Below are 22611 nucleotides of genomic sequence, written 5' to 3'. Positions count from 1 at the left end.
CGTCAACGCGCTGGGCGCTGCCGGGGTGACGCGGTACTGCGGGCAGGACAGCGGGGCGACCTCGGGCACCGGTTCGCAGCTGCGGTGGCGGCACCAGCGCCCGGTGCACCCGCGCGCACCCGGCGGGCCGGCCGGTCGTCAGCCGCCGAGCAGCACCGACACCGCCTCCACGGTGGCCGGATGGGCGAGCAGCAGCGTCGTCGCCGCCGACTCCGCCGTGGCGTCGACCGGCTGCGACCACTCGCCGTCGCAGCCGAGCAGCCCGGCGACCGCGTCCACCGCCGCCGGATGCCCGGCGAGCAGGGTGTGCACCTGCCCCACCGGCCCGGCCCGACGTGCCGTCCCCGTGGCCGCGGGTGCGGGCGTCGAGGTCAACCAGGGCGGCACCCAGGCGTCCAACTCCGGCAGGGTCCCCGGGAAGGTGCGCGCGGCCTCCCGGACCAGCACCGGCACCAGCTCCGGACCGTGCTCCCGCAGCGTGGTGATCAGGGTGGGCAGCCAGGGCAGCAGGACCGGATCGGGCAACCGGGCGAACGCGGTGGACATCGTCTCCACCACGAACGGCGCGAGCCCCGGCACCGGCTCCAACGCGTGCACGAAACCGGACAGGTACCTCGGGAACGCCGGCACCACCAGCGGGTTGTCCAACAGTTGCCGGCAGCGCTCCCGCAGCTCGGCCAGCGGCAACAGGCCGAGCTGGTGCCGGGCCGCCCAGAGCAGGGCGACCTTGGCCGGGCTCTCCGGATGCGACTGGGCCACCGCGAGTTCCAGCTGGGACCGGTCGCAGCCCAGGGAGAGCGCCAGGCTCTCCATGCTGAACAGGAAGCCCAGCATCGCCCCGACCTGCCGGACCCCGGTCTCCTCGTCGACGAACGCGGTCGGCAACAGGGTGCAGTAGTGCGCGTACCCGGTCGTCACGAACGCCTCGCACCAGGCCGGCAGGTCGGGTGCGGTGGCCCGGTGGTGGGCCAGCAACCGGCGGATGCGCCGCAGCACGTCCGGCGCGTCGTCCACCGTGCGCTCGGTGGACAGCAGCTCCACCGCGCGGGTGCCCAACTCGTCGACCAGCCGGGGACTGTCCAACAACCGGATGGCGTCCTCGACGGCCGCGAGCGCGCCCGCAGCGGTCGCGTCGGGGCCCCGGACCGCCCGCCGCAGGCGCTGCTCCAGCACCTGCTCGACGGTCACCCCCTCGTAGCCCAGCTCGATCAGCGCCCGCTGGTGGCGGCCCAGCGACAGGTCCCAGCTCTCCTGGATCGACCGATGCCCCAACCGGCGCTCACCCATGATCGGGCGGACGGCGTCGGCGGGGAGCAGGTGCCGCAGCATCCACAGCAGATCCGAGCAGCCGGAAAGCGCCGGGGTGGCGTGCAGGTCCAGCAGGGCCCGCTGGACGGTGCGCTTCTCCAGGTCCAGGCCGAGGGGTTGCAGCCGGTCGAGCACGTCGCGGGCCAGCGGTGGCAGGGCGTCGTAACCGACCTGCCCGATCCGGTCCCCGCCGAGCAGGATCTCGCACAACCGCCGCACGTCCCGCCGACCCGGCACGACGTCCTTCTCGATGCAGGTCACCGCCGCGTCGGCGAAATCGTACGGGGTGGGTCGGGCCCGGTTACGCAACCCGGCCAGCAGGATCGAGGTCTCGAACACCGCGATCGCGTCGGCCGTGCTGGCCAGGTACCCGTTGCGGCGGGCCAACCGGACGATGTCCACGCACCACCCGCGCAGCTCCGCCTCGTCCAGCCCGTCGAGCGCCGGTGGCGCGGCGAGGAAGCCGGTGAGCCGGTCGGCGACCGGACCGGCCGGCGTGGCGACCGGCGGGGTGGCCTTACGTTTGCCCCGGCCGCCCTTGACGCCCCGCTGACCGTCGAGCCGGTACGGGGCCAGGCCCGACCGGCCGACCGCCCGCGTCCAGTTGGCGGCGGCGATCGACACCGACCCCGGTGCCAGCCCGAACTGCGCCTCGATGGCCGAGTGGCTCGACGGGATCAACCCGTACCGCCAGCGGGTGCCGGTGCGGGGGGTGATCGGGAAGTCCGGGGCGGAGGAGTCCAGGCCGAACTGCTCGACCCGGCTGGCGGCGTGGAACGCGCCGCACACGTAGAGACAGTCCCCCGGGTCGGCCCCGGACGCGGCGAGGTGCTCCCGCATCCGGGTCCACATGTAGCGCTCCCGGTCCTCGTCCCGGTCGGTACGGTCCGACCCGGCCGGCCGCAGCCGGCGGAACAGGCTGCCGATCAGCACCATCACCTGCCGGTAGGTGTCGTGGTCGGCGTCGGCGAGGGGACGCTCGACGTACTGGTCCCACCACTCCGACCAGTGCCGCACCTTGCCGTGGTGCAGCAGGTACGCCTCCAGCTCGGCGAACCGGGGCCGCAGGTCGCCGATCTCCACGCCGACCGCGTCGCCGTGCAGGGCCGCCTGCTCCCCGGCCTCGCCGCCGGCCGCCTCCGGTGCGGTGTCGGCCGGCGCGTCGGTGGCCGCCGGGGCGTCGCCGCGCGGTGACCACTGGAAGACGTGGTCGGTGGAGCGGTCCACCAGCACCAGTTCCACCCCGGGTGTCTCCAACGCGTACGCGATCGCCTGGTACTCGGCGGACGCCTCGGTGACCGGGGCGACGACGCTCAGCGGCCCCCACTCGGCGGGGAAGCCGGCCAGCTCGGAGGCGAACGCCTGCACCGCCACCGGCAGCCGACAGTTGCGCAGCTCGCCCAGGAGCGGCTGGAGATCCTCGCACAGCTCCAGGTAGATCACCTTGGGCTGCTTGTGCCGCAGCCGACGTACCATCGCCAGCGCCGAGGCCGGCGAGTGGTGACAGACCGGGAAGATCTCCAACCGCTCGCCCAGCGCCCGGTCGACGTCGTCGACGATGCCGGCGAGGATGCCGGCCAGCGCGTCGGCGGAACCGGCGAACGTGGCCGCCGCGTCGGTGAGCTGCTCCCGCAACGCCCCGAACGGCCCGGCGGTCACCCCGCCGGTACCGGCGGTCGCGGTCACCCCGCCGGTGCCGGCGACGGCGGTCGCGGGCGGTGCGGCGGTGCCGGCGTCGGCGGTGGTCACGACAGCGAGGCGATCGCCTGGCGACCGCCGTCGAGGAAGCCGGCCCAGCCCTCGCCGTCCTTCTTGGCCCGGGGCTCCACCACGCCGTGCAGGTACTTGTTGAGGATCGCCAGGTCCTCCGGGCTGCGTCGGGCCAACGACCCCACCAGCGAGGAGGCCAGCGTCTCCACCCGCAGGGACCGGTCGCCGAAGAACTGGCTGTGCAGGATGGCATCCTCCAGCACGCCGATCTGCTCGGCGGTGGACAACGCCGACTCCAGCTTCTCGTCGTCGCTGGTCGCCGCGGCGGCGGCGGCCCGCAGGTCGGCGAAGCTCTGCAGCAGGATGTCCAGCAGGGTGGGCGGCACGTCCAGTTCGATGCGGTGCCGGCGCAGCAGCTCCTCGGTGCGGAACCGGACGATCTCCGCCTCGCTGCGCTTGTTGGTGACCACCGGGATGCGGACGAAGTTGAACCGGCGCTTCAACGCCGACGACAGGTCGTTGACGCCCCGGTCCCGGCTGTTCGCGGTGGCGATGATCGAGAAACCGGGCTGGGCGAAGACGATGTTGTCGTCGTTCAGCTCGGGGATGGAGACGTACTTCTCCGACAGGATGGAGATCAACGCGTCCTGCACGTCGCTGGTGGAGCGGGTCAGCTCCTCGAAGCGGCCCACCACGCCCTGCTCCATCGCCGTCATGATCGGCGACGGGATCATCGACTCCCGGGACTGCCCCTTGGCGATGACCATCGAGACGTTCCACGAGTACTTGATGTGGTCCTCGGTGGTGCCGGCGGTGCCCTGCACCACCAGCGTCGAGTTGCGGCAGATCGCGGCGGACAGCAGCTCGGCGAGCCAGCTCTTGCCGGTGCCGGGGTCGCCGATGAGCAGCAGGCCCCGGTCCGACGCCAGGGTAACGATGCTGCGTTCGACGAAGCTGCGGTCACCGAACCACTTCTGCGGGATCTCCCGCTCCAGACCGTCGGCCCGTTCCGAGCCGAGGACGAACAGCCGCACCATGCGCGGGCTCAACCGCCACGAGAACGGCTTCGGGCCGGTGTCGACCGACTCCAGGTAGTCGAGTTCGTCGGCGTACTTGACCTCGGCGGGGGCACGCAACATCTCGGACATGAGGGGTGATTCTCCTAGGTGAGGAAGCTCTTGAGCTCGAAGACGAGTTTGCGGATGTGACCGGAGAGCACCGGGGTGCCCAGGTCCTTGAGGCGCTGCCGGAACCACGGGTTGACGCTCTGCTGGCCGGAGCTGCTGACCGAGCCGACCGGGATGAACCGCACCCCGGAACGGTGCACCGCCTCGATGCCGTCGAACAGCGGCTGGGAGCGGTCGAACTCGTAGAAGTCCGAGATCCACACCATGACCGTGTTGCGCGGCTCGACGATCTTCGGGCGGGCCATCGCCATCGCCACCGGCCCGTCGTTGCCGCCGCCGAGTTTGGTGCGCAGCAGCACCTCGAACGGGTCGTGCACCCACGGGGTCAGGTCCAATGCCCGGGTGTCGTACGCGATCAGGTGCACGTCCACCTTGGGCAGCCCGGCGAAGATCGAGGCCAGGATGGTGCAGTTGACCATCGAGTCGACCATCGACCCGGACTGGTCCACCACCACGATCAGCCGCGACGGGGTGGTCTTGCGGGCGGTCTGCCGGTAATAGAGCCGGTCGACGTAGAGGCGCTCGTCCTCCGGGCTCCAGTTGGTGAGGTTCTGCCAGATGGTGCGGTCGAGGTCGAGGTTGCGGTAGACCCGCTTCGGCGGCACCGACCGGTCGATCGTGCCGACGCTGGTCTGCTCGACCTGGGTACGCAGCACCTCGGCGACCTCGTCGACGTACCGCCGGATCAGCGACTTGGCGTTGGCCAGCGCCACCCCGGACAGGTTGGACTTGTCCCGCAGCAGTTGCTCGATCAGCGACATGCTGGGGGTGAGCTGGGCGGCCAGCTTCGGGTCGGCCAGCACCTCCCGCAGGTGCATCCGGCGGACCAGGTCGCCCTCCAGCCCGGCGAGGGTGCCGCCCAGTCCGGTGCCGCCCTGCCGACGTAGTTCCCCCGGCGGGCAGCCGAGCGCCTGCTCGAACCAGCCGGCGTCGGCCTGCCACCGGGCCAACTGGCCGGCGCTGACCGGCCCGGACCCGGTGCCGAAGACGTTGAGCAGCAGCTTCGACACCAGCGCCGCCCGGCGTACCTCGGCCTCGCCGGGCCGGTGCGGGCCGCCGTCGCCGGCCGCCGGGTGACCGCCGTCGGTCGTGGCGTCCCCCTCGGCGGTGACACCGGCCGCCTCCGTCGTCGCCCCGTCGGGCTCCGTCGCCCCGTCGGCCGGCGGGCCCTCGCCGTCGCCACCGGTGGCACGGCCGTCGGCGTCGTCGGCGCTCGCGGCGGGCTCGGCAACGAGCAGGCCGCGCAGTTCATCGGCGAGCACGGGGAAGCGCTGCAGGACGGTGTCCACCGACACTGTCGGGTCCAGCAGCGCGGCGGGCAGACCGAGGTCGTCGACCACGGCCACGCTCGCCGACTCCAGCGTGGGCTGCTCGTCGGGGTCGAAGAGCCGACCCAGCAGCCGCCAGTAGAGCACCTGTCGACGGTTGGCGGCGGCGAGGTCGCCCGGCTGCACGGCGTCACCCGCCGGTACGGTGTCGCTCATCGCTGTGGGCTCGGTCATCGCTGTGGGCTCGGTCATCGGCGCAGCAACCGTCCCGCGCGTTCGCGCAGTACGGCCACGGCGTCGCCCGCCCGGGACTCGGCCTTGGCCACCTTGGGATCGGTCACCCCGTCGGCCCAGTCGCCGTTGTGCGCCTCGACCGGCCGGCGTTTGACGGTGGCCTGCACCGCCAGCGGCTGTAGCAGCCACCGGCCGTCGTCCCAGCGGATCAGGCCCAGGCAGGTCGACGACGCGGCGACCAGTGCGGGAGTGAGCGGCCCGCCGGCCGGCAGCCGGTCGAGGGCGACCGCGAGGCGGTGCCCGTCGAGGTCGATCGCTGCTGCGTCGTCGTGCACGGTGTAGCCCTCCAGCAGCACCGGCTCGGCGATCGCCACCGGGTGCCGGTCCAGCGGCGGGAGCGCCGTCGCCGTCGCCGCGCCCAGCAGGACCCGGGCGGTGGCGAACGGGTCGGCGGGCTCGCCCACCTGCGCCTGCCCGTCGACCCAGTGCAGGTCGCCGTCCTGCGCCGGCAGGTCGGTCACGGTCAGCGCCCGGCGCTGCGCGATCGCGGTGAGCAGCGCCGGGTACGCCGACAGCAGCCGCCACACCGCCGGCCCACCGATCGTGGCGACCTTGGCCGCGCCCACCGTCACCCGGGCCAGCCGGGGCGGCGTGCCGTCGTCCGGTTCGAGGATCGCGTGCAGTTGCGCCTGGACGGCGGTCTCGTGCTCGTGGACGTCGACCCCGAACGGCAGCAGCCGACCGGTGACCCGTCCGATGGCGGGCACCGGGGCGGGCCCGTCCTGGGCGAGCAGCACGGCCCGGGACCACAGGTCCGCCCAGCGGCGTACCGGCACCTGCGCCATGGTCGCCACCGGCAGCCCGGCCCGCAGCTCGGCGGCGAACCCGTCGAGCAGCACCGCCAGCCGGCGCGACTGCGGTTCGGCCAGCGCCGCCTCGACAGGCGTGCCGACGGCGGAGAGCAACTCGTGGTCGATGCCCCGCCAGCCGGCCAGGGCGGTCTCGTGCAGCCAGGACCGGGCTGCGGCGCGGGCGGGGGAGGGGTCACCCGCTGCGCCGGTCGGGGTCCACGGGGCCCGGTGCCGCCCCAGGGCGGTGTCGAGCTGGTCGAGCAGGGCGTCGTGGGCCGCGCCGAGCAGGGCCGACCGCGCCCCGGCCAGCGCGGCCAGGTGTTCCTGCCCGACCGACCCGGCGGTCACCTTGCCGACCGCCTCGGCCACCCGTTCGCCCAGCGGGGTGCCCGCCACCGCGTCGGCCAGGGCGGTCAACGCGGCGGCGTCCTGCTCGCCGACCCGGGCGAAGCCCCGCAGCAGGGCGTCGTCGAATCCGGCGACCACGTCGTCGGCGTCGGTCAGCCCGGTGGGGGTGCCGTCGCGCAGCTGCGCCAGTTGCGTGCCGAGCATCAGCGACCCGCCCCGGTGGACGGGAACCAGTGCAGCTCGGGCAGCACGGTCGTGCTGGCCGGGAGCTCCAGGTAGGCCAGGTGGCGCAGGAAGCGGCTGAACACCACCGCGGCCGAGGTCGGCTCGTGCCGGGCGTCGAGCCGGGACAGCAGCTCGACGCCGGTCTGCGTGCCCTCACCCGCGTCGACCCGCAGGTAGCGGGCCACCCGGTCGACGCCGTACTGGAGCACGGCCTCGTCGGCGAGGGACTCCAGGTGCTTGCAGGGTGCGCCGCGCAGCCCGCCGCAGGGTCGGTTGTTGTTGGTGCTGCAGTGGTAGGCGTGGCTGCCGGCGGTCACCGAGGAGACGTAGACCCGCTCGATGTCGGATCCGCTGGACACCACCCCCTGCAACCGCCCGTCGGCCAGCTCGACGAAGGGCACCTTGGCCAGTTTGCGGGGCCGGGCCGGCGGCACCACCGCCAGCACGCTCCGCCGCCGCGCGGCCCCGTCAGTGTCCGTCACCGCACGTCCTCCCACCCGCCGCAACACGGCGTCGACCATGGTTGATGGCGTGCGCCGGCCGGGCCGGCGTCGCCGTGACCACAAGATCATGGGTCACGGGTACGACAGTTCCCGGGGTTCCGACCACCCGGCGCGAAGCGGCATCCGACCCTCCCGGCCGAGCCCGGGCCGGTGGCCGGCATCCGGGCCGGCCGGCGGCGCCACCGGCGTGCACCCGCGTCGCGCACCCCCATCGCCACGGGCGTATCTGGAATGCTGCTCCCATGCCTGCCTTCCCGCCCACCTTCGCCGACCAGGTGGTCGCCCAGCCGCTCCGGGCCCAGTTCGAGGCGTTCCTCGACGAGCACCGCGGCGCGCTCGACAGGTGCCTGGACGGGTTGACCGAGGAGCAGGCGCGGCGGTCGTTGGTGGCCTCCCCGACCACGCTGCTGGGTCTGGTGAAGCACGCGACATTCGTGGAGAGGGTCTGGTTCGACGAGGCCGTCACGGGCCGGTCGCGCGCCGAACTCGGCATCCCCGCGACGTCGGATGAGTCGTTCGTCCTCGCCGACGACGACACGATCGCCACCGTGCGGCAGGCCCACCGGGCGGCCTGCGCCGCGTCGCGGCGGGCGACGGCCACGCTGGGTCTGGACGACATCCTGTCCGGGCACCGGCGGGGCCCGTTCCCCCTGCGGTGGGTGTACCTGCACGTGCTGCGGGAGTTGGCCCAGCACTGCGGGCACGCGGACATCCTGCGCGAGCAGCTCCTCGACGGCTAGCCCACGGGGTCGGTCCGCCCTCGGGCACCCGCGCCGACCGGAGCGGGATGCGACGCCACCTGACCGTGGGACGGTGCTAGCGGTCCCGGTTGCGGGGGTGCCGCTTGGCCGCGCGCTCGTTGCCGTGCTTGTAGTTGCCGGTGAGGCGGGCCATCAGCTCCTGCGGATCGTCGCTGTCCACGTCGACCAGGAACCGGGCTGCGGCGGCGCCGCGGAGCACCGAGGCGGGGCGGCCGTGGTGCAGCACTTCCACGTCCCCGTTCTTGCGGAGACGGTAGGTGAATCCCTCAGGGGTGCCGGACATCGCCCCATCGTCCTCGCGGACCGGGTCCGTACGCGACCGGATTAGTCGTTCCGACGAGTCGTGGTGCCGCTCGCCGGTCCACCTGCCACCGGGGTCGACGGCCGGACCCGGTGCGGCTCCCCGAAACTCCGGCGTGGCGCTAGACCTCCAGTCGCAGCCCGGCCCACCGGCCGCGCCACCCCTTGGCCGTCACGCGCTCGCGTACCTTCGCGTGGCCTGCGGGGTGGTCGAAGGCCGGTGAGGGGCGGACCACCATGCCGACCAGGTCGGCCACGCCGTGGCAGCACACCAGGTGGACCGAGTCACCCCGCAGGGTGACCGCGACGCAGGTGGCCGTCTCGGGCCAGCGCGAAATCGCGTCCAGAGTGCCGAGGTAGGGACCGTCGCCGGTGCGCAGGTGCATCCGTGCCTGGTTGCGGATCTCCCACGGCACCCCGGGCAGGAGCGTCGCGGCCCGGGCCTCGGCGCGGGCGTCCGCGCGGGGGTCCCGCTCCTGCGGGTCGAAGTAGGCGACGTCCACGTCGCGCGGCGGCAGGGCCGGCAGCTCGCTGATCGCGTCCCAGACCCGGTTGCGGACGAAGCCGGCACCGATCCACCAGTCCGGCAGGCCGAGGCCGGCCGTGGCCCGGAGGACTCTCATCGCCTCCGGGTCGGACTCGATGAGCCCCACCACGTCCTGTGCGCATGACCATCCCGGGGAGCCTAGGGCAGCGCCCACCCGGCCGGGGTCACCGCGGGTCATCGCCGAAGGCCGCCGCGAGCGCCGTCGTGATCAGGTCGGCCAGGTCGGTGCGCCCGTCGTCCTGTGCCCACCGCACCAACGCGGTGTGCATGACGGCCAGGCAGGCACTGGCCGCCGCCGTGGCGCGGAAGGCCGCATCGGGATCGGTGGCCTCGTCCCCGAGCCCGTCCACGATGGCCTGTTGCAGCAGGTGATGGTTGTCCAGGTGTCGGGCGCGCAGGGCGGGCGTCGAGATCATCAGCCGGAGGCGGGCCAGCAGGAACCGGTCGTCACCGGCGGTGAGCGTACGTGCCGACTCGACGAGCGCGGTGCCGATGCGGCGTACGAGGGGCTGCCCGGCCGGTGTCGCGGCGATGCGTTCGGCGACCAGTGGCCCGTTCTGGTCGGCCAGCACGAGATCCTCCTTGGTCGGGAAGTGCCGGTAGACCGTCATCGGCGACACCCCCGCCGCCGCGGCGACGTCGTTCACCGTCGTGCCGTCGTAGCCGTGCCGGACGAACAACCGCACCGCGTGCGCCTGGATCATGCGCTGCGTCTCGGCCCGTCGCTGGTCCCGCAGGGTGGAGTGCCGCTCATTCACGTGGTAGACACTACCGCAGCGATAGTGACTACCAAGTGGGGAGTGGCTCACACATGAGTGACCTGAGCGGCAGGACGGCGCTGGTGACCGGGGCGTCGCGGGGCATCGGACAGGCGATCGCGGTCCGGCTGGCCGCGCGGGGAGCGGCCGTCATCGCGCACTTCGGCACGGACGAGGGCGGCGCGAGGGCGACGGTCGACCAGATCGGGCGGGCCGGCGGCACGGCGTACGCCGTCGGCGCGGAGCTGGGTGTGGACGGAGATGTCGAGACGCTGTTCGCCGGGGTGGAGGCGGGCCTGGCCGGGCGACCACTGGACATCGTGGTCAACAACGCCGCAGCGCCACCCGCCGGCCCGCTCGGCGTCACCACCCGGGCCGCCTTCGACCGGCTGTTCGCGGTGAACGTCCGCGCGCCGTACTTCATCATCGAACGGGCGTTGCCACTGCTGCGTGACGGCGGTCGGATCATCACGATCTCGTCCGTGGCGACCCGGATGGCCAACCCCGGGCAGACGTCGTTCGCCATGACCAAGGGGGCGGTGGAGACGATGACCCTGGCCCTGGCCAACCAGCTCGGGGCCCGGGGCGTCACGGTGAACGCGGTCGCGCCGGGTGCCACCCGGACCGCGACCAACGCACCGGCCTTCGCCGCCCCGGGCCTGACCGAGCTGATCACCTCGATGACGGCCCTCGACCGGTTGGGTGCGCCCGGTGACGTGGCCGACGTGGTCGCGTTCCTCGCCTCCGACGCCGCGCGCTGGGTCACCGGGCAGGTCATCGACGCCAGCGGCGGCCTCTTCCTGGGCCCGCGCGTCTGACCACCGCGCGGTCCCGGTGCGCCCGCATCCCCGACCCACCGCGCGACCACGATGCGCCCGCGTTCCTGACCACGGTGGCGGTCGCGGCATTGCCCGTGTGCCTCACCACCGTGCGGTCGGGGCCCGCCCGCCAGCCGGTTCAGGCCGGGACGGGATGGTCCGCCTCGAACCGCTCCCGGGTGAGGAACGCCAGTTGGGCCCGCTTGTCGGGCATGTCGATCTCGTCGGCGAAAGTGAACCCCTCCCGTTGCAGCCGCAGCAGCGCGAACCGGTTGCGCACGTCGGGCTCGACCACGATCCGCAGTAGGCCCGGGTCGCGGAACAGGAACCGGGCCAGCGCCGGGCCGATCGCGGTGGTGAGCCCGCGCGGCGGTCGGCGTCCCGGGGCGAGCAGCAGGTGCATCCCGATGTCGCCGGGGCGGACCCGGTAGCGCTCCCCGACCGGGTCGGCCTCCGGCTGGTAGGTCTGGAACAGCCCCACCGGCGTGCCGTCCAACCCGATCAGGTACGCGTGGTGGGTGCTCAGGCCGTCGACGTACGTGTAGACCTCGCGTACCTCCTCGACGGTGTACGACCCCATCCCCCAGAACGTCGCGCGGGGCTCGGTCACCCAGCCGTGCAGCAGCGTGGCGTGGGCGGCCGGGTCGACCACGGTGAGGCTCAACTCACCGAAGCCGGGAATCTGCTCCTGGTAGGTCACGGGGTCCTCGTCTCGGGGTGCGGGGGTGAGGGTGAGGGTGTGCCAGTCGGTGCCGACGGGGATCAGCCCACCGGTGGCCCACAGCGGCAACTGGTCGGCGAAGTGCGGGTCGTCGGGGCGGCCCGAGACACCGAAGGGGACGATCCAGCGGCTCGCCGCCCGGTCGGTGAGGTCCCACACGTACCGGGCGACCGGCCCGCGCCAGCACGCGTCGGAGACCCCCGGCACGCTGGAGGTGGACAGCACGCAGTTGGTGTCGCCACCGAGCGCGGTGCCGTCACGCATCGCGACCACCCGGTCGGCGACCACCTCGGACACCCCGAGGTGCAGCGGGTGCAGCAGGTGCCGCCGCCCCCAGGGGCCGGGTGGGTCGCCGGCCGCGACCTCCTCCAGCGCGGCGACGACGAGCGGTTCGACCGCCCCGCCGAGGCGGGGCAGCCCGGCGACGACCCCTTCCACGGCGTGCCCGATCCGGGCCAGCGGGTCGGTCCACGGGGCGAAGAGCGGGTCGTAGCCGCCGGGGGAGTGCAACGGGGCCAGGGCGGGGTGCGCGGACAGGTGCCGGACCAGCGCGGCCCGCCAGGCGGCGAACGCCCCGGCGTCGGTGCTGTCGGCGGCCATCCGACCGTCCCAGCCGGTAAGCCGGTCGCGCAGCCGTCGGGCCGGCCCACTGAGTGGCCCCGGGTCGAGCCGGGCGAGCAGGCCCCGCAGCACCGTCGACCCGAGCAGCGTGTCGGTGTGGACGGTGGGCGCGGCGACGCCGTCGGCGAGCAGTTCGCGGATCCGGTGGGCCCGGTGCGGCGGGGCGAAGTCGACGCCGAGGTGGGCGGTGTCGTCGCGGCGGTCGTTGGCGCAGACCGTCGGCCCGCCGACCTCGACGGGCTTGGCCGTGGCGTGGTCGCCGCGCCACCGGTAGCGGGGCTCCCAGCCGGGCACCGGTTCCCGTCGGCACCGGTCGTCGCGCTGCGGCACCAGGCCGGCGACGAGTTGGAGCACCGTGCCGTGCCGGTCGGCGACGAGCACGCTGTTGACCGGTTCGACCCAGCCACGCAGTGCGTCGGCGACGTCGTCGGCGGTGCGGGCCCGCAGCAGCGGCAGCAGCGCGTCGAAGCCGAGGCTCTCCGTCACCCGGGCCGGGGTGCGCAGGCTGAGCGCCTCCCCGGTGTGCCGGTCGTGGTCGACCACCGGCCCGCGCGGGGTCTCGATCACCTCGACGGTCTCGGTCGCGCCGCCGCGTACCTCGATCCGCTCGACGTGCCGGTGGGCCGGCACCCAGCCGTCGGCGTCGCGGACCACCACCCGGTCGCCGTCGCGGCGCAGCTGTTCGCGGTAGAGGTCCTGGTAGTCGGCCATCGCGTTGGTGACCGCCCAGGCGACGTCACCGGCGTGGCCGAAGTGCGGCAGCCCCGGCACGCCGGGGAAGGCCAGCCCGACCACGTCGAACTCGGGGCAGGCCAGCCGGATCTGCTGGTAGATGCCGGGCAGTTCGAGCAGCCGGTGCGGATCACCGGCGATGACCGGCCCGCGACCGGTCGTCGGGTCGGCGGGCAGCGCCCAGGCGTTGCTGCCGGAGCCGCCGGGCCCCTCGATGGCGAACAGCTCGCGGGCGTGCGGGCCGAGGGTGGCGGCGACGTGGGCGTGCCACAGCTTCTGCGGGAAGGTGCCGAACAGGATGTGCTGGACCAGGAAGACGCCCAGCGGCGTCCAGGGTCGCCACCGGCCGGGGGTACCGCCGGTGGCGGCGAACTCCGGGGCCGCCGCCGCGCCGGCCGGCAACGCGTCGTTGACCCCGTCGGCGTACGCGGTGACCCAGCGCCGGGTGGCCGGGGTGAGCCGGTCGAAGCAGCGTCGGGCGGTGTCGTCGAGGCGGGCCCGCCGGGCGAACCGGTCCCAGTCGAGTTCGGTGGGGCCGACGTGGGCGGCGAGTCGGCCCTCGGCCCGCCAGCGTTCGACCTCGAGCTGCCAGGCCCGGTCGGTGGCGGCCACCCGGCCCTGCCATCGGGCCAGCTCGTCGGCGGTGTCGGCCCACAGGTGCGGTACGCCCCACCGGTCGCGGTGCACGCCGCTGGTCGGACGGTCGCCCGGCGGCTTGCCGGTCCCACTCTCCACAGGACTCCTCGTTTAAGTTACCCTCGCCTAACTTAGGCGGACCTTACCTGGAGGGCGTGTGAAACGGAACTGGGAGGCCCTGGTGCTCAAGGCCATGGGCGGCCGGGACTTCCGGCTGACCGTGCGGGGCACCGAGTCGGTCGGCGGGCACTACCAGCGTCTGCTGATGGACGACGGCGGTCTGCTGGCGGCGGGCAAGGTGCACCCCACCATGTGGATCCGGCTCTGGTTCGACGACGCCGGCCGGGCGCACCAGCGGGCGTACACGCTGGTCGACCCGGAGCCCGAGGCCGGCCGGTTCACCCTGGAGTTCGCCCTGCACGACGGGTGCGCGGCCCGGTGGGCGAGCACCGCGCAGGTCGGTGACACCATCGTCGCCACCCTCCAGGGCAGCGCCTTCGCCCTGCCCGACCCGGCACCCGCCCACCTCTACCTGGTCGGTGACGCCGCTTCGCTGCCGGCGGTGAACAGCCTGCTCGACGCCGCGCCCGACACCCCCGCCACGATCTGGTTGGAGTACGCCCACGACGGGGAGCGGGCGCTGGCCCTGCGTACCCGTGAACAGCACCGGGTCACCTGGGTGCCGCGCGGCGACGACGGGCAGCAACTCGTCGACACCGTCCGCGACGCGCTCCCGGCCGCGCCGGACGCCCACTACTGGGTGGCCTGCGAGGCGGCCACCACCCGTGCCCTCACCAAGCACGTGCGGCGCACCCTCGGGGTGGGCAAGCAGCAGCTGACCTCGCTGGGCTACTGGAGCGCCCGGTGAAGGGACGGCTCGGCACGCTCACCGCGCTCTACGTCACGCAGTACCTCGGCATCGGGTTCATCACCGTCGGACTGACCGCCATCCTGCGCGACGGCGGCACCTCGCTGGACACCCTGGCGTTGCTGCAGTTCGTCGGCCTGGTCTGGCCGTTGAAGTTCCTCTGGGCCCCGCTGCTCGACAGGTACGGTTCCCGCCGGCACGGGCACTACCGGTCCTGGCTGCTGCCGTTGCAGGCGGGTCTGGTGCTGAGCCTGCTGGCGCTGCTGCCGTTCGCCGATCCGACCCGGCAGCTCGGCCCGGTGGTGGCGATCTGCGCGGCCTACGTCTTCCTCTCCGCCACCCAGGACATCGCCGTCGACGCGGTCGCCGTCCGGGTGCTGTCCGAGGGGACCCGGGGGGCCGGCAACGGCATCCAGGTCGCCGCGAGTTACCTGGGCAACCTGCTCGGCGGGGGCGCGTGCGTGCTGGTCTACGACCGGTACGGCTGGGTGCCGGCGATCGGGCTGCTGGCCGCGCTGACCGCCGTCGGGCTGGTGGTGGTGTGGCGGCTGCGGGAACCGGAGCGGGTCGCCCGGGTGGCCGGTGCCGGGCAGGCGTACCGGGCGTTGCTGTCGGTGTTCGGGCAGCCCGGCTGCCGCTGGTGGACCTTCGGCGTGGTGCCGCTGGTCTACACCGGAGCCGGCGCGGCCTATGCCCTGGTCACCCCGGCGCTGGTCGACGCGGGCTGGTCGCTGGCCCGCATCGGCGTGGTCACCGGCGTGGTGATCAGCGCCCCGGCGATCGTGGCGGGCCTGCTCGCCGGGGTCGGTGTCGACCGGTTCGGCCGGGGTCGGCTGCTCGTCGTCGGGGGGGCGGCCCTCGCGGTCTCCACGGCGCTGCTGCTGCCCCTGATGAACGGGCGGGCCCCGCTGGGGACGACGGTCGCCGCGCTGTGCTGCTTCATGGCGGCGTACACCGTGGCCAACGTGGTGCTCTACGTGGTCAACATGGACTACTCGCGGCCGGAGACCGGGGGGACCGACTTCACCGTCCTGTCGTCGTTCGGGTTGGTCTGTTCGTTCGTCGCGGCCTCGATCGGCCTCGCCGCGGCCGACCGGGTCGGCTATCCCGCCGTGGCGGTCGCCTCGGTCGTGCTGGTCGCCCTCGGCGTGGTGGTGGGGTTGGGTCACCAGCGTCGGTTCCGGGTCGCGCCGACCCGGACGGCCGAGCCGGCGGCGCAGTCGGTCGGGGTGCCCGGCTGACCCTCCACCCGGCTGCCCCCCGTCGCCTGCCGGCCGCTCCGCCCTCCGCCCTCCGGCGGGTGTCGGCGTTGACAAGAGGTTAGGTTAGGGTAGCCTAACTCGCGAGATCAACTGGGCCGCCGGGACGACCTGCCCCCGCCCCACCGTCCCTGCCAGTGCGCCCGTCACCGACCGTCGAGGACTGCCCATGAGCCTGCCCGGATCCACCGTCGAGGCCCCCGTGACCGGGACGCACCCCCTCCCGCCCCGCGCCCACCTGCTCAACGCCGGCACCGTCGCGGACTACCGACGGGCCGTCACCCAGGGCATCGAACGGGTGGCCGCCCGGGTGACCGAGGTGGACCGACCCGCCACCGGCGTCACCCCCGACGAGTTGGCCCCCCGGATCGCCGGCATCGACCTGGACCGGCCGCTCGGCGACACCACCGCCGCCCTCGACGAACTGCACGACGTCTACCTGCGTGACGCCGTCTACTTCCACCACCCCCGCTACCTGGCCCACCTCAACTGCCCGGTGGTCATCCCCGCCCTGCTCGGCGAGGCGGTGCTCAGCGCGGTCAACTCGTCCCTGGACACCTGGGACCAGAGCGCCGGCGGCACCCTGATCGAACGCCGGCTGATCGACTGGACCGCCGAGCGGATCGGCCTCGGCCCGGCCGCCGACGGCGTCTTCACCAGCGGCGGCACCCAGTCCAACCTGCACGCGTTGCTGCTCGCCCGGGAGGAGGCGTACACCCGGATCGTCGGCGGCGGCACCGACCGGCCCAGCCGGCCCGAGGTGCTGTCCCGGCTGCGGATCATCACCTCCACCGCCGGGCACTTCAGTGTCCAGAAGGCCGCCAAGCTGCTCGGGCTCGGCGCCGACGCGGTGCTCACCGTCGCCACCGACGCCGGCCGACGGATGCGCACCGACGAACTCGCCGAGACCCTCGACCGGTGCCGCCGCGACGGCCAGACCGTGCTGGCCGTGGTCGCCACCGCCGGCACCACCGACTTCGGCACCATCGACCCGCTGGACCGGATCGCCGAGATCTGCACCGCCGCCGGGGTCTGGCTGCACGTCGACGCCGCGTACGGCTGCGGGCTGCTGGTCTCGCCCACCCGGCGGCACCTGCTCGCCGGCATCGAACGGGCCGACTCGGTCACCGTGGACTACCACAAGTCGTTCTTCCAGCCGGTCAGCTCCAGCGCCCTGCTCGTGCGCGACCGGCGGGTGCTGCGCCACGCCACCTGGCACGCCGACTACCTCAACCCGGCCCGGATGGCCGAGCGGCGCATCCCCAACCAGGTCGACAAGAGCCTGCAGACCACCCGCCGCTTCGACGCCCTCAAGCTCTGGCTCACCCTGCGCATCATGGGCGCGGACGCGGTCGGCGCGCTCTTCGACGAGGTGGTCGACCTCGCCGCCGCCGCCTGGCGGCTGCTCGCCGACGACCCCCGCTTCGAGGTGGTCACCCGCTCACAACTGAGCACTGTGGTGTTCCGCTACCTGCCGCCGGGCGCCGGCCGCGACGTCGTCGACGACGCCAACCTGTACGCCCGCGAGGCGCTGGCCGCCTCCGGCACGGCCCTCGTCGCCGGCACCAAGGTCGACGGCGCCCACCACCTCAAAATCACCCTGCTCAACCCCGAGACCACCCTCGACGACATCGCCCACGTGCTCGACCTGATCGCCGAACACGCCGGCTGGTACGCCCGCACCCGGGCCACCGCCGAGCTGTCCAGCCCCGTCGGCTGACCACCCGCCCTGGAGAAAACCCCTGTGTCGACCCACGACTTCATCGCCATCGGGCTGGGCCCGTACAACCTCGGGCTGGCCTGCCTGACCGCGCCGCTCGACGACCTCGACGGCCTGTTCCTCGAAGCCCGCGACGAGTTCGACTGGCACCCCGGCATGCTGCTGGACGCCACCCGGTTGCAGACGCCGTTCATCGCCGACCTGGTCACCCTGGCCGACCCGACCTCGCCGTACTCCTTCCTCAACTACCTGAAGGAATCCGGGCGGCTCTACCCGTTCTACATCCGGGAGAGTTTCTTCCCGCTGCGCCACGAGTACAACGACTACTGCCGGTGGGCCGCCGCGAAACTGCCCTCGGTGCGTTTCGGTCACCGGGTCACCTCGGTGGAGTACAACCCCGCCGACGACCGGTACGTGGTGCACGCCGTGGTCGACGGCGAACGGGTCACCCACCGGGCCCGGCACCTGGTGCTCGGCACCGGCACCCCGCCGCACGTCCCGGACGCCTGCCGGGGCCTCGGCGGCGACGTCATCCACAACTCCCGCTACCGGGAACACCGGGCGGCGTTGCGTACCAAGCGCAGCATCACCGTCGTCGGCAGCGGGCAGAGCGCCGCCGAGATCTACCACGACCTGCTCACCGACCTCGGCACCCACGGCTACCAGCTCAACTGGGTCACCCGGTCGCCGCGCTTCTTCCCCCTCGAATACACCAAGCTCACCCTGGAGATGACCTCCCCGGACTACGTGGACTACTTCCACGCCCTGCCCGAGGAGACCCGCTACCGGCTGGAGGGCACCCAGAAGAACCTGTTCAAGGGGATCAACGCCGACCTGATCAACGACATCTTCGACCTGCTCTACGCCCACCGGGTGCACGGGCCGGTGCCGACCCGGCTGCTGACCAACACCGAACTCACCAGCGCCCGGTACGACGAGACCACCGGGACCTACACCCTCGGGCTGCGCAACATCGAACAGGAGCACGACCTGACCCTCGACACCGAGGGGCTGGTGCTGGCCACCGGCTACCACTACCGGCTGCCGGAGTTCCTCGCCCCGATCCACGACCGGCTGCGCTGGGACTCCCACGGTCGGTTCGACGTGGCCCGTAACTACAGCATCGACCACACCGGCCGGAGGGTGTTCCTCCAGAACGCCGGCACCCACACCCACAGCATCACCTCACCCGACCTGGGCATGGGCCCGTACCGCAACTCCTGGATCATCCGGGAGCTGACCGGGCGCGAGCACTACCCGATCGAGGAGCGGATCGCCTTCCAGGAGTTCGGCGTCCCGGCGGGCGGCGCCTCGTGACCCCCGTCGTCCACCACCGGCACGACCCTGCGCTCGGTGGGTTCGCGTTGCGCACCCTCGACCCGGAGGGCGACGCCGCGCTGCTGCACGGTTGGGTGACCCACCCGAAATCGGCGTTCTGGCTGATGCAGGACGCCGACGTCGACCGGGTCGCCCGGGAGTACCGGGGCATCGCCGACCACCCGCACCACGACGCGTACCTCGGGCTGTGGCGCGGCGAACCGGCGTTCCTCGCCGAACGCTACGACCCGGCCCGGGTCGAACTGGTCGGCCTCCATCCCGCGCAGCCCGGCGACGTCGGCATGCACTTCCTCTGCGCCCCCACCGACCGGCCGGTGCACGGCTTCACCCGGGCCGTCATCACCACCGTCCTGGACTGGCTCTTCGCCGACCCGGCCACCCGACGGGTCGTCGTCGAACCCGACGTGCGCAACACCGCCGTGCACGCCCTCAACGCCGCCGTCGGGTTCACCGTCGTCGGTCCGATCCGCAAACCGGAGAAGGACGCCCTGCTCAGCGTCTGCACCCGCGACCAGTTCCTGGCCGCCACCCGAGGAGACCTGCCCGCGTGAACCCCGCCGCCGCCGTGGCCCACCTGACCCCCGCCACCTGGGCCCGCGCCAACCGGCTGCTGGTCGCCAAGGCGCTTGCCGAGTTCACCCACGAACGCCTGATCGAGCCCGCCGCCACCGGGGACGGCCGGTGGGCCGTCCGCACCGACGACGGCACGGTCGAGTACCGCTTCACCGCCCGCCGCTTCGCCCTCGACCACTGGCAGGTCGACCCGGACAGCATCACCCGGCGACGCGGCGACGAGGACCTGCCGCCCGACGCCGTCGACCTCTGCCTCGAACTGCGCGGCGCGCTCGGCCTCACCGACCAGGTGCTCCCCGTCTACCTGGAGGAGATCACCTCCACCCTGGCCGGCACCGCGTTCAAGCTGGACCGGCCGGCGGTGGGCGCGGCCGAACTGGCCCGCGCCGACTTCCAGGCCATCGAGACCGGGATGACCGAGGGCCACCCGTGCTTCGTGGCCAACAACGGCCGGATCGGCTTCGGCGTGCACGAATACCACGCGTACGCCCCGGAGACCGGCCGGCCGGTGCGGTTGGTCTGGGTCGCCGCGCACCGCGACCACGCCACCTTCAGCAGCGCCGCCGACCTCGACTACCCGACCCTGCTGCGCACCGAACTCGGCCCGGACACCCTGGCCCGGTTCACCACCACCCTGACCGACGCCGGCCTCGACCCCGACGACTACCTGCTCATCCCGGTGCACCCGTGGCAGTGGTGGAACCGGCTCGCCGTCACCTTCGCCGGTGAGGTCGCCCGGCAGCGCCTGGTCTGCCTCGGCGAGGGCCCCGACGAGTACCTGCCGCAGCAGTCCATCCGCACCTTCTTCAACGTCACCGACCCGCACCGGCACTACGTCAAGACCGCCCTGTCCGTGCTGAACATGGGCTTCCTGCGGGGCCTGTCGGCCGCCTACATGGAGGCCACCCCGGCGATCAACGACTGGCTCGTCGACCTGGTCACCGGTGACCCGGTGCTCGCCGGCACCGGACTGACGGTCATCCGGGAACGGGCCGCCGTCGGCTACCGCCACCCGCAGTACGAGGCGGCCACCGACCGCTACTCGCCGTACCGCAAGATGCTGGCGGCGCTGTGGCGGGAGAGCCCGGTGCCCGGCCTGGCCCCCGGCCGGCGGCTGTCCACCATGGCCGCCCTGCTGCACACCGACCGCGACGGAGGGTCGCTGGCCGCCGCCCTGATCGCCGAGTCCGGCCTGCCCCCACGGGAGTGGCTGCGTCGCTACCTCGACGCCTACCTGGTGCCGCTGCTGCACAGCTTCTACGCCCACCGGCTGGCCTTCATGCCGCACGGCGAGAACGTGATCCTGGTGCTGCACGACGGCGCGGTCGAGCGGGTGATCTTCAAGGACATCGCCGAGGAGATCGTGGTGATGGACCCCGACGTCGACCTGCCACCGCTGGTGCAGCGGGTCCGTGCCGCCATCCCCGACGACGAGCAGCTGCTGACCATCTTCACCGACGTCTTCGACTGCTTCTTCCGCCACCTCAACGCCGTGCTGGCCGGGGCCGGGGTGCTCGACGAGGACGACTTCTGGCGCACCGTCGCCGACTGCGTGACCGACTACGCCGCCCGGGTGCCGCACCTGGCCGACCGGCTGCGCCGGCACGACCTGTTCGCCCCGGAGTTCACCCTGTCCTGCCTCAACCGGCTGCAACTGCGCAACAACCAGCAGATGGTCGACCTGGCCGACCCGTCGGCGGCCCTCCAGTTCGCCGGCACCCTGAGCAACCCGCTCGCCCGGCACGCCCCGCCCCGATGAGCACCGCGCTGTCCGCCGCGCGGCCCGGCCCGGCGACCCCGTTGCGATCCCGATGGCTGATCCTGGCGGTGCTCTGCCTCGCCCAGTTGACCGTGGTGCTCGACAACACGGTGCTCACCGTGGCGGTGCCGGTGCTCACCACCGAACTGGACGCCAGCACCACCGACATCCAGTGGATGATCAACGCGTACGCGCTGGTGCAGTGCGGGCTGCTGCTCACCGCCGGCAGCGCCGCCGACCGCTACGGCCGCCGCCGGATGCTCGTCGCCGGCCTGGTGCTGTTCGGCGTCGGCTCGCTGGCCGCCGGGCTGGCCCGCTCCGGCGACCAGCTGATCGCCGCCCGCGCCGGCATGGGCGTCGGCGGGGCGCTGCTGGTCACCGCCACCCTCGCCGTCGCCATGCAGGTCTTCGACGGGGCCGAACGCTCCCGGGCGATCGGCCTCTGGGCGGCCACCAGCGCCCTCGGGTACGCCGCCGGACCGCCCATCGGGGGCATCATCCTCGCCCACCTGCCGTGGGGGGCGATCTTTCTGGTCAACGTGCCCATCGTGCTGCTGTGCCTGGTGGCCGGCCTCGCGCTGGTGCCGGAGTCCCGTGACCCGGTGGGTGGGCGGCCCGACGTCGGTGGGGTGCTGCTGTCCACCGCCGGCCTCACCGGCGTGGTCTGGGCGATCATCGACGGTCCCGAGCGTGGCTGGACGGCACCGGCGGTGCTCGTCGCGGCCGGCGGCGGCGTGCTGCTGCTGGCCGCGTTCGTCTGGTGGGAACGGCGGATCACCGCACCCATGCTGGACATGCACTTCTTCACCGACCGCCGGTTCGTCGGCGCGGTCACCGGGGTCGTCCTGATCACCTTCGGGTCCACCGGCGCGCTGTTCCTGCTCACCCAGGACCTCCAGTTCGTCCGCGGCTACCCGGCCTGGGAGGCGGGGCTGCGGATGGTGCCGTTCGCGCTGTCCATCGTGCTGCTCAACCTCGGTGGGGTCGCCACCCGGCTGATCCGCCGGCTCGGGGTGCCCGGGGCCATCGCGCTGGGCATGGTGCTGCTCTCCGCCGGCCTCACCCTGGTCACCCACGTCCGCTCCGACGGCTACGCGGTGCTGCTGACCGGGCTGCTGGTGATGGGTTTCGGCTGCGCCCTGGCCAACCCGGCCATCGTCGAGGCGGTGATGAGCGCCATCCCGCCGTCGAAGGCCGGCGTCGGCGCGGGGATCGACGGCACCATGGCCGAGGTGGGCGGCAGCCTCGGCATCGCCGTGCTCGGGGCGGTGCTCAACGCCCGGTTCGCCGCGTTGGTGCCGGTCGCGGTGGCCGGCGTCGGGTCGTACCCGGCCGCGCTGGCCGCCGCCGCAGGCGACACCGAACGCGCGCAGGTGACCGACGCCTTCTCGTCGGCGCTGGTCACCGGGCAGACCGCCGGGGCGGTGGCGGTGCTGGCCGGAGGGCTGCTCGCCGCCGGGCTGCTGCGCCGCGCCGAACGCACCCGCTGAGCGTGTCCGCCGTCGGGCGCACCCGCCGAGCACGCCTGCCGGGTGCCGGCAGCTCAGCGGGCCGCCCGGCTGCCGG

The 22611-nt window shown here is 73.4% G+C and carries 17 protein-coding genes and 3 pseudogenes; 9 read left to right on the top strand and 11 right to left on the bottom strand.

The window, feature by feature from the left end; genetic code table 11:
• Positions 1-138: 138 nt before the first annotated feature.
• The 6 genes and pseudogenes from AB0B63_RS15300 to AB0B63_RS15275 form a co-directional block, all read right to left on the bottom strand.
• Positions 139-2967, bottom strand: coding sequence for a hypothetical protein (locus tag AB0B63_RS15300; protein ID WP_357018726.1), 2829 nt, complete (start codon positions 2965-2967; stop codon positions 139-141).
• Positions 2968-3053: 86 nt separating this feature from the next.
• Positions 3054-4166 carry an AAA family ATPase gene (locus AB0B63_RS15295; protein WP_208566036.1) on the bottom strand — a complete coding sequence of 371 codons (1113 nt, stop codon included), beginning with the start codon at positions 4164-4166 and terminating at the stop codon, positions 3054-3056.
• Between the two features lie 14 nt (positions 4167-4180).
• A pseudogene (locus AB0B63_RS15290) lies at positions 4181-5248 on the bottom strand (VWA domain-containing protein); the annotation flags it as partial.
• A 189-nt stretch (positions 5249-5437) separates the two neighbouring features.
• Positions 5438-5689 (bottom strand): annotated as a pseudogene (locus AB0B63_RS15285) (VWA containing CoxE family protein); the annotation flags it as partial.
• A gap of 32 nt (positions 5690-5721) precedes the next feature.
• Entirely contained in the window at positions 5722-7110 is a 1389-nt protein-coding gene (locus tag AB0B63_RS15280; protein WP_357018708.1) for a hypothetical protein, read from the bottom strand.
• Positions 7110-7577 carry a hypothetical protein gene (locus AB0B63_RS15275; protein WP_208566460.1) on the bottom strand — a complete coding sequence of 156 codons (468 nt, stop codon included), beginning with the start codon at positions 7575-7577 and terminating at the stop codon, positions 7110-7112. Before AB0B63_RS15275 ends, AB0B63_RS15280 begins: the two co-directional genes overlap by 1 nt.
• A gap of 299 nt (positions 7578-7876) precedes the next feature.
• On the opposite strand from AB0B63_RS15275, the gene AB0B63_RS15270 reads away from it, so the two are divergent.
• Positions 7877-8374: a DinB family protein gene (locus AB0B63_RS15270; RefSeq protein ID WP_208566034.1), complete on the top strand. Its 498-nt coding sequence runs from the start codon at positions 7877-7879 to the stop codon at positions 8372-8374.
• 76 nt (positions 8375-8450) lie between these two features.
• Here the strand turns inward: AB0B63_RS15270 and AB0B63_RS15265 are convergent, their stop codons facing one another.
• The 3 genes from AB0B63_RS15265 to AB0B63_RS15255 form a co-directional block, all read right to left on the bottom strand.
• Positions 8451-8678, bottom strand: coding sequence for a hypothetical protein (locus AB0B63_RS15265; RefSeq protein ID WP_208566033.1), 228 nt, complete (start codon positions 8676-8678; stop codon positions 8451-8453).
• 139 nt (positions 8679-8817) lie between these two features.
• On the bottom strand, positions 8818-9318 hold the full coding sequence (locus AB0B63_RS15260; protein ID WP_244251844.1) for a nucleotidyltransferase family protein: 501 nt from the start codon (positions 9316-9318) through the stop codon (positions 8818-8820).
• Between the two features lie 88 nt (positions 9319-9406).
• Complete coding sequence (locus tag AB0B63_RS15255) at positions 9407-10000, bottom strand: helix-turn-helix domain-containing protein (protein WP_357018703.1); 594 nt, start codon at positions 9998-10000, stop codon at positions 9407-9409.
• 53 nt (positions 10001-10053) lie between these two features.
• On the opposite strand from AB0B63_RS15255, the gene AB0B63_RS15250 reads away from it, so the two are divergent.
• Positions 10054-10818, top strand: coding sequence for an SDR family oxidoreductase (locus AB0B63_RS15250; protein WP_357018700.1), 765 nt, complete (start codon positions 10054-10056; stop codon positions 10816-10818).
• A gap of 139 nt (positions 10819-10957) precedes the next feature.
• Here AB0B63_RS15250 and AB0B63_RS15245 read toward each other — a convergent pair whose 3' ends face one another.
• Both AB0B63_RS15245 and AB0B63_RS15240 read right to left on the bottom strand, forming a co-directional pair.
• A complete protein-coding gene (locus tag AB0B63_RS15245) occupies positions 10958-11518 on the bottom strand; it encodes a GNAT family N-acetyltransferase (protein ID WP_308291093.1) in 561 nt (186 codons plus the stop codon).
• A 30-nt stretch (positions 11519-11548) separates the two neighbouring features.
• A pseudogene (locus AB0B63_RS15240) lies at positions 11549-13579 on the bottom strand (penicillin acylase family protein); the annotation flags it as partial.
• Between the two features lie 106 nt (positions 13580-13685).
• On the opposite strand from AB0B63_RS15240, the gene AB0B63_RS15235 reads away from it, so the two are divergent.
• From AB0B63_RS15235 to AB0B63_RS15205, 7 genes are all read left to right on the top strand, one after another.
• Positions 13686-14396: a siderophore-interacting protein gene (locus AB0B63_RS15235; protein ID WP_208566027.1), complete on the top strand. Its 711-nt coding sequence runs from the start codon at positions 13686-13688 to the stop codon at positions 14394-14396.
• A complete protein-coding gene (locus AB0B63_RS15230) occupies positions 14393-15637 on the top strand; it encodes an MFS transporter (RefSeq protein WP_208566026.1) in 1245 nt (414 codons plus the stop codon). The genes AB0B63_RS15235 and AB0B63_RS15230 overlap by 4 nt, the downstream gene beginning before the upstream one ends.
• A 187-nt stretch (positions 15638-15824) precedes the next feature.
• Complete coding sequence (locus tag AB0B63_RS15225) at positions 15825-17375, top strand: aspartate aminotransferase family protein (protein ID WP_357018694.1); 1551 nt, start codon at positions 15825-15827, stop codon at positions 17373-17375.
• 24 nt (positions 17376-17399) lie between these two features.
• The gene (locus AB0B63_RS15220) at positions 17400-18692 is read left to right on the top strand and encodes a SidA/IucD/PvdA family monooxygenase (protein WP_357018691.1); all 1293 of its coding nucleotides are present in this window, start codon (positions 17400-17402) and stop codon (positions 18690-18692) included.
• On the top strand, positions 18689-19264 hold the full coding sequence (locus AB0B63_RS15215) for a GNAT family N-acetyltransferase (RefSeq protein WP_357018688.1): 576 nt from the start codon (positions 18689-18691) through the stop codon (positions 19262-19264). The genes AB0B63_RS15220 and AB0B63_RS15215 overlap by 4 nt, the downstream gene beginning before the upstream one ends.
• Positions 19261-21045: an IucA/IucC family siderophore biosynthesis protein gene (locus AB0B63_RS15210; protein ID WP_357018685.1), complete on the top strand. Its 1785-nt coding sequence runs from the start codon at positions 19261-19263 to the stop codon at positions 21043-21045. The genes AB0B63_RS15215 and AB0B63_RS15210 overlap by 4 nt, the downstream gene beginning before the upstream one ends.
• The gene (locus tag AB0B63_RS15205) at positions 21042-22535 is read left to right on the top strand and encodes an MFS transporter (protein WP_357018682.1); all 1494 of its coding nucleotides are present in this window, start codon (positions 21042-21044) and stop codon (positions 22533-22535) included. The genes AB0B63_RS15210 and AB0B63_RS15205 overlap by 4 nt, the downstream gene beginning before the upstream one ends.
• Positions 22536-22611 lie beyond the last annotated feature (76 nt).

The organism is Micromonospora sp. NPDC049081, from assembly GCF_040648835.1.
Taxonomy (GTDB): domain Bacteria; phylum Actinomycetota; class Actinomycetes; order Mycobacteriales; family Micromonosporaceae; genus Micromonospora; species Micromonospora antibiotica.
This window is presented reverse-complemented; position numbering and strand designations above follow the sequence as displayed.